This window comes from Aquabacterium lacunae, assembly GCF_004310865.1.
Taxonomy (GTDB): domain Bacteria; phylum Pseudomonadota; class Gammaproteobacteria; order Burkholderiales; family Burkholderiaceae_C; genus Aquabacterium; species Aquabacterium lacunae.
In genome coordinates, this window is record NZ_SIXI01000002.1 from 15252 (window position 1) to 30978 (window position 15727).

The following is a 15727-nucleotide window of genomic DNA, read 5'->3' on the forward strand; positions in this document are numbered from 1 at the left end:
CAACGAAGACAAAGAACGAGCGAGAATCCGAGATTCTACTGAGTTCGTTGCCAAAATGCACCCCCCTTCGCCTCGCGTGCCCGCCGTGTCCGTTGATCCGACGCGTTTCATCCTGGTGGACACCAGCCACCCGGGCAATGTGGGCGCAACGGCCCGGGCCATGAAGGTGATGGGCTTTTCCGAGCTGGTGCTGGTGCGCCCCCGCTTTGCCGATGTGCTGAGCCAGGAAGAGACCGTGGCCATGGCCAGCGGTGCCGCCGACATCCTGGTGCGCGCCCGCGTGGTGAGCACCCTGGCCGAGGCCCTGGAAGGCGTGCACCACGCCATCGGCACGGCCATGACCCCGCGTGATTTCGGCCCGCCCACACTCACCCCGCGCGAGGGGCTGGCCGCCCTGGCTGGCGAAATGCCCCGTCCCACCGTCGGCTTCGTGTTCGGCAGCGAACGCTATGGCATGGCCAATGAAGACGTGTACCGATGCCATTCGGTCATCAGCATCCCGACCAACCCGGCTTATGGCTCGCTGAACCTGTCGCAGGCCGTGCAGGTGCTGGCCTACGAATGGCGCATGGCCCAGGGCGGGTTCCCGGTCGAGGCCCGCACACCCACGGTCGAACTGGCCGATGGCCAGGCGGTGCAAGGCACGCTGGAACACTGGCAGCAGGCCCTGGTGGACATCGGCTTTCTCGACCCGGCCGCGCCCAAGAAACTGGTGCCGCGCCTGAACCAGTTGCTCAACCGCGCCGCACTGCGCACCGAAGAAGTCCACATCCTGCGGGGCATGGCGCGTGCGGTGCAGGCCCTGGTCAAGCCGCGCCAGCCCTGAGCCCTGCAAGGGTCAGCCCCCGGCGATACACTGGCCGCCTCATTCGAAAAACGCATCAGCTTCTGCCGTCCATGTTCTTTGCCCGTCTGAGAGAAGACATCGCCTGCATCCTGGAACGCGACCCTGCGGCCCGCACCGCCTGGGAAGTGCTGACCTGTTACCCCGGTCTGCACGCCCTGGCCATGCACCGCGCCGCGAACTGGTGCTGGCGCCATGGGCTGAAATGGCTGGGCCGCTGGATCTCGCACTGGGGTCGCTTCCTCACGGGCATCGAGATCCACCCGGGTGCCACCGTGGGCCGCCGGGTGTTCATCGACCATGGCATGGGCGTGGTGGTGGGCGAAACCGCCGAGATCGGTGACGACTGCACCATCTACCAGGGCGTGACCCTGGGCGGCACTTCATTGAGCAAGGGCGCCAAACGCCACCCGACGCTGGGCAAAGGCGTGATCGTGGGCGCGAATGCGCAGGTGCTGGGCGGCTTCACCGTGGGCGATGGCGCCCGCGTGGGCTCGAACGCCGTGGTGGTCAAGCCGGTGCCGCCAGGGGCCACGGCCGTGGGCAACCCGGCACGCATCATCGTGGGCAAGCAGCAGGTGATGGACGAGAAACAGGCCGAGCGCGAAGCCACGGCCACCCGCATGGGCTTTTCAGCCTATGGCGTGACCGAGGGCGACGACCCGCTGTCGCAAGCCCTCAAAGGCCTGATCGACAACGCCGGTGGGCACGAACACCAGATCACGCTGCTGTGGCAGGCCGTCGAGAAACTGGCCGCCTGCGCACAGAGCGAAGTGGGCCGCGACTGCATGCCCAGCGATGCGCTCAAGACCGAGCACTTTGATGCCGAAGGGCTGAACCGCCTGGTCAAGTGACAGGCGGTGAGCCTCAGCACGGGCTGAAGCGCTTCAGCCCTCGTGCCGTTCAGCCCAGCAGGTAGCCGCCGTCCACGTTCAGGCAGGCGCCCGTGGTGTAGCTCGACGCATTCGACGCCAGGTACAGCACGGCACCGGCCATCTCCGACGGGTCGGCCACGCGGTTCATGGGCGTGTGGCCCATCACCAGCTTGAGCACCTCGGGGTTGGTGGTCAGGGCCGACGCGAACTTGGTGTCGGTGGCGCCCGGCAGCAGCGCGTTCACGCGCACTTTCATGGAAGCGCATTCCTTCGCGAATGCGTGCGTCATGCTGATCACCGCGGCCTTGGTGATGCTGTAAATGCCTTGCCACATGCCCGGCGTGATGCCATTGACCGAGGCCACGTTGATGATCGAGCCGCCACCGTTCTTGGCCATCAGCTTGGCGCCCTTGGCGCACATGAAAAAGTAGCCCCTGATGTTCACATCCACCGTTTTCTGGAAGGCGCCCAGGTCCGTCTCGGTGATGTGGCCGAAGTAGGGGTTGGCCGCCGCGTTGTTGACCAGGATGTCCAGCCGGCCGAAGTCGCGCTCGATGGCCTCGAAGGTGGCGTCGATCTGCGCGGGCTCGCCCACGTGACAGGCCAGCACCGAGGCCTTGCCACCGGCCTCGCGGATGGACGCGGCCACCGCCTCACAGGGCTCGGCCTTGCGGCTGGAAATGATCACGTGCGCACCGTGCGCGGCCAGCAAGCGCGCGGCGGCTTCGCCAATGCCGCGGCTGGAACCGGTGACCAGGGCCACTTTGCCGGTCAGATCGAAGGTGTTGGGGGTGTTGGCGGTGTTCATGGGGTGTCTCCTGTCATGTTGTTGGGCACTCGGTGTTGAAAACTCACAGGCTGGACGCCGCCATGATGCGTTCGCAGCGCTGCCCCAGGTAGTCGGCAAAGGGCCCGAAGGTGGCAAACACCGGGTTGCGGGCGTTGCCTTCCTTGAACCGCTTGTAGATCTGCTGGACGATGCCCATCAGGCGGAACAGGCCGTACACCTCGTAGAAATCGAAGTTGGCCACGCTCCAGCCGGTCTTGGCGCCGTAGTACTCGATCACCTCGCGGCGCGTCAGCATGCCCGGGGCGTTGGTGGGCTGGCGGCGCGAGCCCAGCATGAACATGTCGTCATCGGCCTGCACCCAGTAAGCCAGCGAGCTGCCCAGGTCCATCATGGGGTCCCCCAGGGTGGCCATTTCCCAGTCGAGCACGCCGATCACCTTCAAGGGGTCTTGCGGGTCGAGCACCACGTTGTCGAAGCGGTAGTCGTTGTGGATCAGGCGGATGGCCACTTCCTGCTTCGGCTGCTTGGCCTCCAGCCAGGCCATCACGGTCTCGAAGTTGCCCACGTCATCGGTGTGCGCGGCACGGAATCGCTTGCTCCAGCCTTCCACCTGACGGGCCACATAGCCCTCGCCCTTGCCCAGCGTGTCCAGGCCGGCCTGGGCCGGGTCGAGCGTGTGCAGCTCGATGAGCTTGTCGAGCACGTTCAGACACAGCTGGCGCGTGCGCGGCGCATCGAGGTTCATCTCGGGCGAGAAGTTCTGCCGCGGGATGATGCCCACCAGGCGCTGCATCACATAAAACGGCGCGCCGATCACGTCCACGTCTTCGCAGATGGCGTAGATTTCGGGCACGGCCGGGTACACCGGGCGCAGGGCCTGCATGATGCGCGCCTCGCGCACCACGTCATGGGCCGACTTGGCGATGTGCCCGAAAGGCGGGCGGCGCAGGATCAGGTCGATGTTGTCGTAGCGGATCAGGTAGGTCAGGTTCGACGCCCCGCCGGGAAACTGCTGCAGGCGGGGCTCGCCCACCAGCACCATGCCCTGTGCGCGCAGGTGGTCGCCCACGCGGGCCAGGTCGACTTCTTCGCCAGCCCGCACGTCCACCGCGCCATCGATCAGGGGTTTGCTCTTGCTCATCAGGGTTGCTCCAGGGTGTTCGTGTGAGGGTCAGGCTTCGCCACGGGCCAGGCGCTGGCGTGCGAGCTCGAATTTCGCGACCACCTTGCGGTGCACTTCGTCTGGGCCATCGGCCAGGCGCACGGTGCGCACATAGGCGGCCAGCGTGCTCAGCGGGGTGTCGAGCGTGACGCCCAGGGCACCATGCATCTGGATGCCCGCATCGATCACGGCCTGCGCCATGTTGGGCGCCACCACCTTGATCATCGAGATCTCGCTCATGGCGGCCTTCACGCCCACGGTGTCCATCATCCAGGCGGCTTTCAAGGTCAGCAGGCGGGCCTGCTCGATGGCCATGCGCGCATTGGCGATCACATCGACATTGCCACCCAGCTGGTTCAGGGGCTTGCCAAAGGCCACCCGCTGGTCGCCACGCGCCGTCATCAGTTGCAAGGCGCGCTCGGCGCCCCCGATGCAGCGCATGCAGTGGTGGATGCGCCCCGGACCCAGGCGGCCCTGGGCGATCTCGAAGCCACGCCCCAGGCCGGCAATGATGTTCTCTTTGGGCACGCGCACGTTGTCAAAGGTGACTTCACCGTGGCCGAAAGGCTCGTCGTACACGCCGAAGGCTGGCAGCATGCGCTGGATCTTCACGCCGGGCGTGTCCAGCGGCACCAGGATCATGGAATGGCGCTTGTGGCGTTCGGCCGTGGGGTCGGTCAGGCCCATGAAGATCAGCACCTTGCAGTTCGGGTGCCCGATGCCCGAGCTGAACCACTTGCGGCCGTTGATGACCACCTCATCGCCTTCGGGCACCGCCGTGGCGGCCATGTTGGTGGCATCCGACGAGGCCACCTCGGGCTCGGTCATGCAGAAGGCCGAGCGGATCTTGCCCTCCAGCAGGGGCAGCATCCACTGCTGTTGCTGCGCATGGGTGCCGTACATGTGCAGCACTTCCATGTTGCCGGTGTCGGGCGCGTTGCAGTTGAACACCTCCGCGGCCATGGTGTTGTGGCCCATCAGCTCGGCCAGCGCGGCATATTCGACCACGTTCAGGCCTGCGCCATGGTGCGGGTCTTTCAGGAAGAGGTTCCACAGCCCGGCGGCACGCGCCTTGGCCTTGAGGTCTTCCATGATGGCGGGCTGACGCCACTGGCGCCAGTCGGGGCTGCCGGTCATCTGTGCGTGGTAGGCCGCCTCGGCCGGGAAGATGTGGTCGCGCATGAAGGCCTGCACCCGCGCGATGTAATCCTGGGCCCGAGGGGAATGACCGAAATCCATGCTTGTCTCCTGATGTGAAAACGCCGTGCGGCGCCAGTGTAGGAAAGGCACGACCATCCATCCAATGAATTCTTTGAATCCGATACCATCAACGGCGTGAATCTCAGCAAGATCGACCTCAACCTCTTCCCGGTGTTCGACGCCATCGTGCAAACGGGCTCGCTCACGGCGGCTGCGCGCGAGCTGCACCTGAGCCAGCCGGCCGTCAGCCATGCCCTGGCCCGCCTGCGCGAACACCTGGACGACCCGCTGTTCGTGCGGCAGGGCCGGCGCATGATCCCCACACCCTACGCCCGCCAGCTGATGCCCGTGGTGCGACGCGCGCTGACCAGCCTGCAGGCGGGCATCAAATCGCCCCAATCGCTGGGCTTCGTGCCCGAGACCTCTGACCGGGTGTTCACCATCGGCATGCGCGACATCCTGGAATCGCTTACCCTGCCCGGCCTGATGGCCCACATCCGGCAGCATGCCCCGGGGGTCAGTGTGCAGTGCGTGCAGATCGAGCGGGCCGACCTGGCCGACGCCCTGCGCCAGGGCCGTGTCGACGCCATCATCGACATCGCGCTGCCCGTGGCGCCTGAGGTGCAGCACACCCGCCTGGTGCTTGACCGGCTCGTCGTGGTGGCCCACCGCGACCACCCCCTGATCGGTGCGGGTCCGGTGCACCTGGACACCTACCTGGCCGCCTCGCACGTGCTGGTCTCGGCCCGCAAGCAGGGCCTGGGCATTGAAGACCACGAGCTCAGCCGCCAGGGCCTGCGCCGGCAGATCGGCCTGCGTTGCCGCCACTACTTCGCGGCCTGCCGTGTGGTCAGCATGACCGACATGCTGCTGACCATGCCCGAGCAATACGCCCGCGTGGCCAATCGGCAGTTCGACAACCGGCTGCACCCCTTCCCCTTGATTTCGGCCCAGCTGGACGCCCACCTGTACTGGCACAGCAGCGCCGAAGACGACCCCACCAACCAATGGCTGCGCCAGCGCATCCTGCAGACCGTGCAGGGCGAACTGGCGCAGCTGGAGCACACTGCATGAGCCGTTTGAACCGCTTGAACCGCATGAGCCGCATCCGCCCCACCCTGCTCGCCACCTTGGTGATCTCCTTGGCCCTGACCGGCTGCGGCACCCAGGTGCGCAACCCTGTGACCGGCCAGCTGCAGCGCACCGTGATGGACGAAAAGCAGGAAGTGGCCACCGGCAGCAAGAACCACCAGGAGATCCTGAAGGAATACGGCCAGTACCCCGATGCGAAGCTGCAGGCCTATGTGAACGAGGTGGGCCAGAAACTGGCGAAGCAATCGCACCGCGCCGAACTCACCTGGCACTTCACCGTGCTCGACAGCCCCGTGATCAACGCCTTCGCTCTGCCCGGCGGCTATGTGTACATCACCCGCGGGCTGATGGCCTACCTCGACAGCGAGGCCGATCTGGCCGGCGTGCTGGGCCATGAAATCGGCCACGTGACCGCACGGCACGGCGCGCAGCAGGCCACGCAGCAGCAAACCGCGTCCATCGGCGTGCTGGCCGCCTCGGTGCTGGGTGCGGTGCTGGAAGCAAAAGGCGTGAGCGGTGCGGGCCGCATGGCCAGCGACGTGTCGCAAAGCGTGGCCTCGGGCCTCATCGCCAGCCACAGCCGCGAACACGAGACCGAAGCCGACCGACTTGGCGCGGAATACCTGGCCCGCAGCCGCTACAACCCGGCCAACATGGTCGACGTGATCCAGGTGCTCAAGAACCAGGAAAGCCATGCTGCCGACCAGGCCCGCGCGCAAGGGCGCCAGGCATCAGGTGGCAACGACTGGCTGGCCACCCACCCCAGCAACGACAAGCGCCTGCAGGACATCCGCGAGGTGGCCGCCCGTTACCCAGGCCCCGACCAGGGCCGCTATGCCGACGACGGCAGGCAGCGCTACCTGGCCGCCATCCAGGACATGGCCTTTGGCGACAGCCCCGAACAAGGCCTGGTGCGAGGCGCCCATTTCCTGCACCCTGGCCTGGGCATCGCCCTGACCGCCCCGCCTGGCTGGCGCATCCAGAACGGCGCCGACACCCTCACGGTGGCCACAGCCGACGGCAACGCTGCCCTGGTGATGAAACTGGCGCCCGCCTCGGCGGGCCGTGACCACGCCCGCATCATCCAGCAAGCGTTGCAGCCCACGGCGGGCCGCACCCAGCCCAGCCAGCTCAATGGCCTGAACGCCACGCGCTTCATGGGCCAGAGGCGCAACAGCCAGGGGCAGGTGCAGGAGGTGCAGGCCACCGTGGTCGACGGCCCCAAAGGGCAGGTGTACCTGCTGGTGCCCATGGCGCGCAATGCGCAGGCCTACAGCGTGAATGGCCAGGCGCTGGCCGCCGCCGAAGGAAGCTTCCGGCCGCTCGGCCCAGCCGATCAGGCCCTGGCCAAGCCTTGGGTGGTGGTGAAAGACACCTTCCCGAAAACCGGCTGGAGTGGCCTGGTCGCACGCAGCGCGCTGGCAGGCAGTGGCAGCCCGGCCGAACCGGCACTGCGGCTGCTCAATGGGTACTACGGTGGCGGCGAGCCCCAGGTGGGCGCCAGCGTCAAGAACGTGGTGGCCAAGCCCTGATTGGCAAGGCCCGGATCCACGCCGGGCCCCGCGCTGAAACTCAGGCCTCGATCACCACACGGCGTGCCGTCTTGGGCCGGAAGGCCTCGCACACCTCAGGGCGGGTGTCGATGTAAGGGCCGCCGATCAGGTCGATGCAGTAGGGCACGGCCGCAAAGATGCCCGGCACCACCGAGCGCCCTTCGGCATCGCGCAGCCCTTCCAGCGTTTCCGCGATCGACTTGGGCTGCCCCGGCAGGTTCAGCACCAGGGCCTGCTTGCGGATCACGGCCCTCTGCCGCGACAAGATGGCCGTGGGCACGAACCGCAGGCTGATCTGGCGCATCTGCTCGCCAAAGCCCGGCATTTCCTTGTCGGCCACATCCAGGGTGGCATCGGGCGTCACGTCGCGCACCGCCGGGCCTGTGCCGCCGGTGGTCAGCACCAGGTGGCAACCGGCGTCATCAACCAGTTCACGCAAGGTCTGCGCGATCACGGCGCGGTCGTCAGGGATCAGGCGGGGCACCCACTCCACCGGGTTGCGCACCGCACGCCCCAGCCAGTCCTGCAAGGCCGGCAGGCCCTTGTCTTCATAGACACCGGTGCTGGCGCGGTCACTCACCGACACCACGCCAATGCGCACGGGCTGCAGCACCACGGGCGGCAGCTCACTCATCGTCGCCCTCGGGCTCAACGATCTCATCGGTGGCGCCCGCGTCACCGGCCAGCAGGGCCGCCTTGATCAGCTGGAACAGCTCGCGGAAGGCCTTGCCATTGCGCTTGTCGGGCGTCAGGGCGGCGTCCTTGCGGGCATTGCGGATCAGCGTACGCAGCTGCTGCACATCGGTGCCCGGATGCTGGGCCAGCCAGTCGTCCAGCGCGGTCTTTTCGTCATCGATCAGGCGGCGGCGCCAGGCCTCGGCCTCGTGCAGGGCCAGAGCGTCCTGGGCATGGCCCAGTTGGAAGGCCGCCACAGCTTCGCGAAGAGGCTCGGCATCGACGCTGCGGATCACCTTGCCGATGTACTGCAGCTGGCGGCGCTTGCCTTCGAACGACCGGGTGCGGCGGTAGTCGGCCAGCGCCTCGCGCAGGTTCTCGGGCATGCCGATGGCATCGAGGCGGCTGTCGGGCAGATCGAGCAGCTGCTTGCCGAGTTTCTGCAGGTCGTCACTGGCGCGTTTGAGCGCGCTGCGGCTGGGCGCCATGTCGGCCAGATCGTCGGGAGCCGACTTCGGGCCTTTTGAAGGGTGGTAATTCGGGTTCATGTCATCGCTATGATACGAGGCACCTCTTCAAGGCACCAACCCATGGCCACCCGCAAGACCGCTTCTGCCTCGCCCCGCACCCCTTCGACCAGCGCCAAGCGCCCTGCATCCCCCACTGCGAAACACGGCGCACAAGCCAGCGCCAAGCCGGCCGCAGGCTTTGCCTACAGCCGTGACGAGTTCAAGGACCTGATCGAGCAGACGCTGGAGCTGGCCCGCAAGATGGGCGCCTCCGATGCCGGTGCAGAAGTGTCCGAAGGCGCCGGCCTGAGCGTGTCGGTGCGCAAGGGCAAGCTGGAAAACGTCGAGCGCAACCGCGACAAGTCCATCGGCGTGACGGTGTACCTGGGTCAGCGCCGTGGCAACGCCAGCACCTCTGATTTCTCGCCCGCCTCCCTGGAGCAGACCGTGCGCGCCGCCTACGACATCGCGCGCTTCACGGCAGAAGATCCCATGGCCGGCCTGCCGGACGTGGAAGACATGGCGATGGGCAAGGCCGCCCTGCGCGACCTGGACCTGTTCCACCCCTGGAACATCACCGCCGACAAGGCAGCCGAACTGGCCATGCGGGGCGAGGCGGCTGCGCTGGCGGTCGACAAGCGCATCACCAACTCGGAAGGCGCTTCGGTGTCGGCGCAGCAGTCGCACTTCTTTTCTGGCAACAGCAGGGGCTTTCGTGGCGGGTACGCCAGCTCGCGGCACTCGCTGTCGGTCTCGCCCATTGCGGGGCGTGGCAACGACATGCAGCGCGACTTCTGGTACACCTCAGAGCGCTCGGCCAAAGACATGGCCCGCCCCGAAGCCGTGGGCCGCTACGCCGCCGAACGCGCGCTGTCGCGCCTGAAGGGCCGCAAGATCGCCACCTGCGAAGTGCCCGTGCTGTTCGAAAACACCCTGGCCGCCGGCCTGCTGGGCGCCTATGTGCAGGCCACGAGTGGGGGCGCGCTGTACCGCAAGTCGACCTTTCTGGTCGACTGCCTGGGCCAGCAGGTGCTGCCCAAACACATCGACATCCTGGAAGACCCCCACGTGCTGCGCGGCAAGGGCAGCGCCCCCTTCGACGACGAGGGCGTGCTCACCCGCAAGCGCAAGGTGGTGGCCAGCGGCGTCACGCAGGCCTATTTCCTGTCGAGCTACTCGGCCCGCAAGCTGGGCATGAAGACCACCGGTCACGCCGGCGGTTCGCAGAACCTGACCCTGCGCAGCCGCCTCACCAAGCCCGGTGACGACCTGCCCGCCATGCTGCGCAAGCTGGGCACCGGCCTGTTCGTGACCGAACTGATGGGCCAGGGCGTCAACTACGTCACGGGTGATTACTCGCGCGGGGCCTCGGGGTACTGGGTGGAAAACGGTGTCATCGCCTACCCTGTGCACGAGATCACCATCGCCAGCAACCTGCGCGACATGTTCCAGCAGATCGTGGCCGTGGGCGCTGACGCCTACACCTACGGCAGCAAGACCATCGGCTCGGTCCTGATCGAGAAAATGAAGATCGCGGGCCACTGAGCCCTCGGCACACACCACCACTCCAGGAGACCCTCATGCAACGTCGTTCCTTCATCAACCACGCGGGTCTGGCCGGCGTGCTGGCTGCGGGTGCCGCCCCCGGCATCGTCCATGCCCAGACCCAGATCCGCTGGCGCCTGGCCTCCAGCTTCCCCAAGTCGCTGGACACCATCTTTGGTGCAGCCGATGTGTTCGCCAAAAAAGTGAACGAGATGTCGGGCGGCAAGTTCCAGATTTCGGTGCACGCGGGTGGTGAACTGATGCCCGCCTTCGGCGTGGTCGACGGCGTGCAGAACGGCACGGTCGAAATCGCCCACACCGCGCCCTATTACTTCGTGGGCAAGGACGAAACCTTCGCCATCGGCTGCACCATCCCCTTCGGTCTGAATTCTCGTCAGATGTCGGCCTGGATGTTCGAAGGCAACGGCATGAAGCTCATGCGCGAGTTTTACGCCCAGTACAACATCATCAACTTCCCGGGCGGCAACACCGGCGCGCAGATGGGTGGCTGGTACCGCAAGCCGGTCAAGTCGCTGGCCGACATGAAGGGCCTGAAAATGCGCATCGGTGGCTTTGCCGGCCGCGTGATCGAGCGCATGGGCGCCGTGCCCCAGAACCTGCCAGGCGGCGAGATCTACCAGGCCCTGGAAAAAGGCACGATCGACGCGGCCGAATGGGTGGGCCCTTACGACGACCAGAAGCTCGGCTTCCACAAGGTGGCCCCGTACTACCACTTCCCCGGCTGGTGGGAAGGTGGCCCGCAGCTCGACTTCTTCATCAACACCAAGGCTTACAACGCCTTGCCGGCCGAGTACAAGGCCATGGTGGAAGCTGCGGCAGCGCTGGCCCACAATGAAATGCAGGCCCGCTACGATGCCCGCAACCCGATGGCACTCAAGCAGTTGGTGGGCAGCAAGACCCAGCTGGTGCAGTTCCCCAAGGAAGTGATGGACGCCGCGTTCAAGCACTCCATGACCATCTACAGCGAGCTCAACGACAAGAACCCGAACTGGAAGAAGGTGTACACCGACTACGCCAAGTTCCGCGCCGACCAGAACATGTGGTTCCGCTTCACCGAGGCCACCTTTGACCGCTTCATGCAGTCGGCCAAGCTGTGAGCTTGCCAGAGCGCAGACACCAGGGGCCTTCGGGCCCCTTTTTCACGCCTGCTCCCGCCTCAAGAAGGTGGTGATCGATTTTGTGCAACGTGGCCAGAAGCTTTTGCAATTGGACCGGCCACCCATGCCGGCCTACAGTGCACCCATGGCGCGCCACGCCTCGTGCAGGAACCCCTTGCGACATCGGGCCCGCACCTTGACGCAACCGTGACACAGTTGCGCGGCGTGGGGCACACAAGCGGTTTGTCCAGATCAATTTCTGCGCGCGCCACCCGAAGAACCTTGTAAGCTGGAGTTGTCAGGAGCTGCCCATGAACGCCGCGAGAAACGCCACCACCGCCCTGCCCTCAGCCATCGTTGCCCCGGCCCGCACGGCCGACTGGGGTGACCGGGCCCTGGCCCGCACCTGGCGCACGTTCGGCATGCTGTGTTTCGGCATCGGAGTGGTCAACGCCTTCATCCCCCTGATGCCCACCACCGTGTTCCTGCTGATCGGCCTGTGGGCCTACGGCAAGGGCGACCCGGCCCTGCGCGAACGCCTGCTCAGCCACCCCCGCTACGGTGCCAGCCTGCGCCTGTGGGTGGAACACCGCCAGATCACCCGCAAGGGCAAGGTGGCCGCCACACTGGGCATCGGTACCAGCCTGGCCCTCACGGCCTGGGCGCTGGGCAACAAGCCCGTGCTGTGGGCCGTGGCTTGCGGCCTGATCGCGCTGGTGGCATTCATCGTCAGCCGCGAAGAACCGGCTGCCTGAGTCTGGCCAGCGCCCAGCAAAAAGCCCTCCGCCGGAGGGCTTTTGTGCTTTCGACCGATCATCTGAAGAGATGACCGAGGAGCGACCATCAGGGCCGCAGCGTGTTGGGGTCGATCAATGAGGGGTCGGCCATGTCTGCCGCGCTGGGTACCGGCTCGGCCCCAGATGCCGACTCCTCAACCATCGGGGCCAGCGGATCCGCCCCCGTGTCTTCGATCTGCATCTCGATCTTCACATCGTCGACGTTCACGACCTCTTCCTTGTCGAGGAAGGCCGTGACCGACTCGGGCCAGAAAATCACGATGGCCACCAGCGACAGCTGCAGCAGCACCCAAGGAATGGCACCCAGGTAGATGTCGCGCGACTGGATGGGCCGCGCAATGGCCCCGCTCTTGTGGATCTGGTCGGCCACCCCACGCAGGTAGAACAGCGCAAAACCAAAGGGCGGGTGCATGAAACTGGTCTGCATGTTCACGCACAGCAGCACGCCGAACCACACCAGGTCGATGCCCAGCTTCTGCGCCACCGGCGCCAGCAGCGGCACGATGATGAAGGCGATCTCGAAGAAGTCGAGGAAGAACGCCAGGAAGAACACGAAGATGTTCACCGCGATCAGGAAGCCAATCGGGCCGCCTGGCAGGTTGGTGAGCAGGTGCTCGATCCAGATGTGACCGTCCACACCCTGGAACACCAGCGAGAACACGCTGGAGCCCAGCAGGATGAAGATCACCATCGTGGTGACACGGAAGGTGCTGTCCATGGCCTGCCACACCAGAGCCCAGCTCAACCGCTTGTGCAGCGCGGCCAAGGCCATGCCACCCAAGGCGCCCAGGGCGCCCGCCTCGGTCGGCGTGGCCAGGCCCATGAACAACGTGCCCAGCACCAGGAAGATCAGCACGACAGAGGGCACCATGCCCCACAGCACCCGCTTGAGCAGGGCCGAGCCTTGCAAGGTGCGAGCTTCGGGAGGCAGGGGCGGCACCCAGTGCGGGCGGAACACCACCACGGCCCAGGTGAACAGCAGGAAGATGGCGGTTTGCAGCAGCGAGGGGCCAATCGCGCCGAGGTACATGTCGCCCACCGAACGGCCCAGCTGGTCGGCCAGCACCACCAGCACCAGCGACGGCGGGATCAGTTGCGTGATGGTGCCTGAGGCTGCGATCACGCCTGTGGCGAAGCGCATGTCGTAGCCGTAGCGCATCATGACTGGCAGCGAAATGACGCCCATGGCGATCACGCTGGCGGCCACGGTGCCCGTGATGGCACCCAGGATGGCGCCCACCAGGATAACGGCAAAGGCCAGGCCACCCGGCTTGCTGCCGAACAATTGCCCCGTGCCTTCGAGCAGGTCTTCGGCCAGGCCGCAGCGCTCTAGGATGGCGCCCATGAAGGTGAAAAAGGGAATGGACAGCAGCAACTCGTTGCTGAGCACCCCGTACAGCCGGATGGGCAGGTTGCCCATGAAGGCCTCGGTGAAAAAGCCCTGACTGACGGCGAAATAGCCAAAGCCCAGGCCCAACCCGGCCAGTGAGAAGGCCACCGGGAAGCCCAGCAGCATGACCAGGATCAGCGCCCCGAACATGACGGGGGCCATTTGCTCCATGGCGATCATTGCAGCGGCCTTTCGTACTGGGGCAGGTCCACGCCCTGGCCGCGCAGGTACTGAACACGTTTGAAGAATTCGGCCAGGCCCTGCAGGGCCAGCAAGGCAAAGCCCACCGGAATGGCCATCTTGACCGGCCAGCGGATCAGGCCACCCGCGCTGGGCGACAACTCATGCTGGTGGTAGGAATCCAGTGCAAATTGCCACGACAGGTGCACCACCAGCGCACACACCGGCAGCAGCACGAACAACAAGCCCAGTGCATCGATCCATGCCCTGGTGCGGGGCTCACGCCCGCCATAGACCACGTCAACCCGCACGTGCTCGTTCAGGCGCAACAGCATGGGCGCGCCCGCCATCACCGCCAGTGCAAACAGGTACCACTGTGCCTCCAGCCAGGCGTTCGAGCCGATGCTGAAGGCATAGCGCAGCACGGCATTGCCAGCGCTGATGGCGCAGGCCAGCAGCAGGGCCCAGGCCGCGAGCACACCCAGCGCACGCGACAGGCCATCGATCAGTCGGATGAAGGCTTGCATCGCGCCCCTGCCTGCGTCAGCCCCGCTCATCCAGGGCCTGGGCCTGCATGAACAGCCGGGTCGAACGGGCGCCACTGCGGCAGAACATCAGCAGCGGGCGCGGCAGGCTCTTGAGCAGCTCGGCGCATTGTGCGATCTCTTCAGGCGACTGGTAGCCGCCCTGCACAGGCAGGTAGGCGTAGGCCAGACCTGCCGCCTGGGCAGCGGCCTCGATGCTGGCGCTCGAGGGCTGATCAGGGCCCCCTTCCATGTCGGGACGATTGTTCATCACGGCCTTGAAGCCGGCTTCGGCCGCGGCGGCCATGGCTTCTGCCGACAACTGCGGCGCCGCGTAGACGTCTTCGGCAATGGGTTGCAGGGTGATCTGGCTCATGGGGCCTCCTGGGTGGAATGTCAGCATTGTCGTGCAGGCAACCACCTCTGGCGGCGCCTGCCGACTCGGGGTCAACCCGCCAGCGCAGCCTTCACAGCGGCCGACACCTGGCCCATGTCGGCCTTGCCCGCCAGCTGCTGCTTGGCGGCACCCATGACCTTGCCCATGTCGCCAGGGCCGGCAGCGCCCACTTCGGCCACGATGGCGGCAATGGCAGCCTTGATCTCATCGGCGCTCATGCGCTGGGGCAGGTACAGCTCCAGCACCGTGATTTCCGACTTTTCCTTGTCGGCCAGGTCAGGGCGACCACCGGCGGTGTATTGCTCGGCAGCGTCCTTGCGCTGCTTGATCAGCTTGTCGACGATGGCCACCACCATGGCGTCGTCCAGCTCCACGCGCTCGTCCACTTCCTTTTGCTTCATGGCCGCCAGCAGCATGCGGATGGTGCCGAGGCGCTCGGCTTCCTTGGCGCGCATGGCGGCCTTCATGTCGTCGTTGATGCGGGCTTTGAGGCTCATGGGGGCTCCTGGGGCGTCAGAGGTTCAGAGGACTGGGCAACACGAGGGCACTGCAGGTGCCCTGACATGGATGCCTTGAAAAAGCGAAAGCCCGCATGGGCGTCCCCGCGCGGGCTTTGGTTGCAGCACCGAGGTCAGATCATGACGCTCGGCGGCAAAGAAGGGACCGAAGCGATCAGTACAGCTTCTTGGGCAGCTGCATGCTGCGCACGCGCTTGTAGTGGCGCTTGACGGCGGCAGCCTTCTTGCGCTTGCGCTCGGCGGTGGGCTTTTCGTAGAACTCGCGGGCGCGCAGTTCGGTCAGCAGGCCCAGCTTTTCGATGGTGCGCTTGAAGCGGCGCAGGGCAACGTCAAAAGGCTCGTTTTCTTTGACACGGATGGTCGTCATTACAGATCGCTTTCAGATTGAATGCATTCAAAAGGGCCTCTGCACGGCCACTGACCGCACTGCCAACGCATTGCCACACAAGGTGAAAACCTGCCTTTCGGCCACCAGGGTCTTGGCCCGTTCCCGTGTTCCACGTCCGGATTCGCGGAGGGACACGGGCTGACCTGTCTCGGTGTGCACAGCGCCGGGTT

Annotated in this window: 17 protein-coding genes; 7 read left to right on the plus strand and 10 right to left on the minus strand. The window is 66.0% G+C overall.

Features of this window, described 5'->3' with window-relative positions; all coding sequences use genetic code 11:
* The first annotated feature begins 55 nt into the window (after window positions 1–55).
* Together EYS42_RS03860 and cysE are read left to right on the plus strand one after the other, a co-directional pair.
* The gene (locus EYS42_RS03860; RefSeq protein WP_130966566.1) at window positions 56–826 is read left to right on the plus strand and encodes an RNA methyltransferase; all 771 of its coding nucleotides are present in this window, start codon (window positions 56–58) and stop codon (window positions 824–826) included.
* A gap of 71 nt (window positions 827–897) precedes the next feature.
* Window positions 898–1698: a serine O-acetyltransferase gene (gene cysE / locus EYS42_RS03865; RefSeq protein WP_130966567.1), complete on the plus strand. Its 801-nt coding sequence runs from the start codon at window positions 898–900 to the stop codon at window positions 1696–1698.
* A gap of 49 nt (window positions 1699–1747) precedes the next feature.
* On the opposite strand, the gene EYS42_RS03870 is transcribed toward cysE, so the two are convergent.
* Genes EYS42_RS03870 through EYS42_RS03880 form a run of 3 tightly spaced genes read right to left on the minus strand, consistent with a single transcriptional unit; the run spans window position 1748 to window position 4910 of the window.
* Complete coding sequence (locus EYS42_RS03870) at window positions 1748–2527, minus strand: SDR family oxidoreductase (RefSeq protein WP_130966568.1); 780 nt, start codon at window positions 2525–2527, stop codon at window positions 1748–1750.
* A 43-nt stretch (window positions 2528–2570) separates the two neighbouring features.
* On the minus strand, window positions 2571–3650 hold the full coding sequence (locus EYS42_RS03875) for a phosphotransferase family protein (RefSeq protein WP_130966569.1): 1080 nt from the start codon (window positions 3648–3650) through the stop codon (window positions 2571–2573).
* Between the two features lie 30 nt (window positions 3651–3680).
* Window positions 3681–4910, minus strand: a complete 1230-nt coding sequence (locus tag EYS42_RS03880) for an acyl-CoA dehydrogenase family protein (RefSeq protein WP_130966570.1) — start codon at window positions 4908–4910, stop codon at window positions 3681–3683.
* 96 nt (window positions 4911–5006) lie between these two features.
* On the opposite strand from EYS42_RS03880, the gene EYS42_RS03885 reads away from it, so the two are divergent.
* Both EYS42_RS03885 and EYS42_RS03890 read left to right on the plus strand, forming a co-directional pair.
* Window positions 5007–5945, plus strand: coding sequence for a LysR family transcriptional regulator (locus tag EYS42_RS03885; RefSeq protein WP_130966571.1), 939 nt, complete (start codon window positions 5007–5009; stop codon window positions 5943–5945).
* On the plus strand, window positions 5942–7495 hold the full coding sequence (locus tag EYS42_RS03890) for a M48 family metalloprotease (protein WP_245503496.1): 1554 nt from the start codon (window positions 5942–5944) through the stop codon (window positions 7493–7495). Before EYS42_RS03885 ends, EYS42_RS03890 begins: the two co-directional genes overlap by 4 nt.
* Window positions 7496–7535: 40 nt before the next feature.
* Here EYS42_RS03890 and mog read toward each other — a convergent pair whose 3' ends face one another.
* Window positions 7536–8150 carry a molybdopterin adenylyltransferase gene (gene mog, locus EYS42_RS03895; protein ID WP_130966572.1) on the minus strand — a complete coding sequence of 205 codons (615 nt, stop codon included), beginning with the start codon at window positions 8148–8150 and terminating at the stop codon, window positions 7536–7538.
* The gene (yjgA, locus tag EYS42_RS03900) at window positions 8143–8739 is read right to left on the minus strand and encodes a ribosome biogenesis factor YjgA (RefSeq protein ID WP_245503497.1); all 597 of its coding nucleotides are present in this window, start codon (window positions 8737–8739) and stop codon (window positions 8143–8145) included. Before yjgA ends, mog begins: the two co-directional genes overlap by 8 nt.
* 42 nt (window positions 8740–8781) lie before the next feature.
* Between yjgA and pmbA the strand changes: the two genes are divergently transcribed.
* The 3 genes from pmbA to EYS42_RS03915 all read left to right on the plus strand — a co-directional run bounded on the left by pmbA (window position 8782) and on the right by EYS42_RS03915 (window position 12118).
* Window positions 8782–10245: a metalloprotease PmbA gene (gene pmbA, locus EYS42_RS03905; RefSeq protein ID WP_130966573.1), complete on the plus strand. Its 1464-nt coding sequence runs from the start codon at window positions 8782–8784 to the stop codon at window positions 10243–10245.
* 35 nt (window positions 10246–10280) lie between these two features.
* A complete protein-coding gene (locus EYS42_RS03910; protein ID WP_130966574.1) occupies window positions 10281–11363 on the plus strand; it encodes a TRAP transporter substrate-binding protein in 1083 nt (360 codons plus the stop codon).
* A 311-nt stretch (window positions 11364–11674) separates the two neighbouring features.
* Window positions 11675–12118 (plus strand): YbaN family protein, encoded by a 444-nt coding sequence (locus tag EYS42_RS03915; protein ID WP_130966575.1) that lies wholly within the window; start codon window positions 11675–11677, stop codon window positions 12116–12118.
* Between the two features lie 88 nt (window positions 12119–12206).
* On the opposite strand, the gene EYS42_RS03920 is transcribed toward EYS42_RS03915, so the two are convergent.
* The 5 genes from EYS42_RS03920 to rpsU form a co-directional block, all read right to left on the minus strand.
* The gene (locus EYS42_RS03920) at window positions 12207–13727 is read right to left on the minus strand and encodes a TRAP transporter large permease (protein ID WP_207301122.1); all 1521 of its coding nucleotides are present in this window, start codon (window positions 13725–13727) and stop codon (window positions 12207–12209) included.
* Window positions 13727–14257, minus strand: coding sequence for a TRAP transporter small permease subunit (locus EYS42_RS03925; RefSeq protein ID WP_130966577.1), 531 nt, complete (start codon window positions 14255–14257; stop codon window positions 13727–13729). Before EYS42_RS03925 ends, EYS42_RS03920 begins: the two co-directional genes overlap by 1 nt.
* Window positions 14258–14273: 16 nt before the next feature.
* Window positions 14274–14630, minus strand: a complete 357-nt coding sequence (locus EYS42_RS03930) for a TIGR01244 family sulfur transferase (protein ID WP_130966578.1) — start codon at window positions 14628–14630, stop codon at window positions 14274–14276.
* A gap of 71 nt (window positions 14631–14701) precedes the next feature.
* Complete coding sequence (locus EYS42_RS03935; protein WP_130966579.1) at window positions 14702–15148, minus strand: GatB/YqeY domain-containing protein; 447 nt, start codon at window positions 15146–15148, stop codon at window positions 14702–14704.
* Window positions 15149–15323: 175 nt separating this feature from the next.
* Window positions 15324–15536 (minus strand): 30S ribosomal protein S21, encoded by a 213-nt coding sequence (gene rpsU / locus EYS42_RS03940; RefSeq protein ID WP_012346814.1) that lies wholly within the window; start codon window positions 15534–15536, stop codon window positions 15324–15326.
* Window positions 15537–15727: the final 191 nt, after the last annotated feature.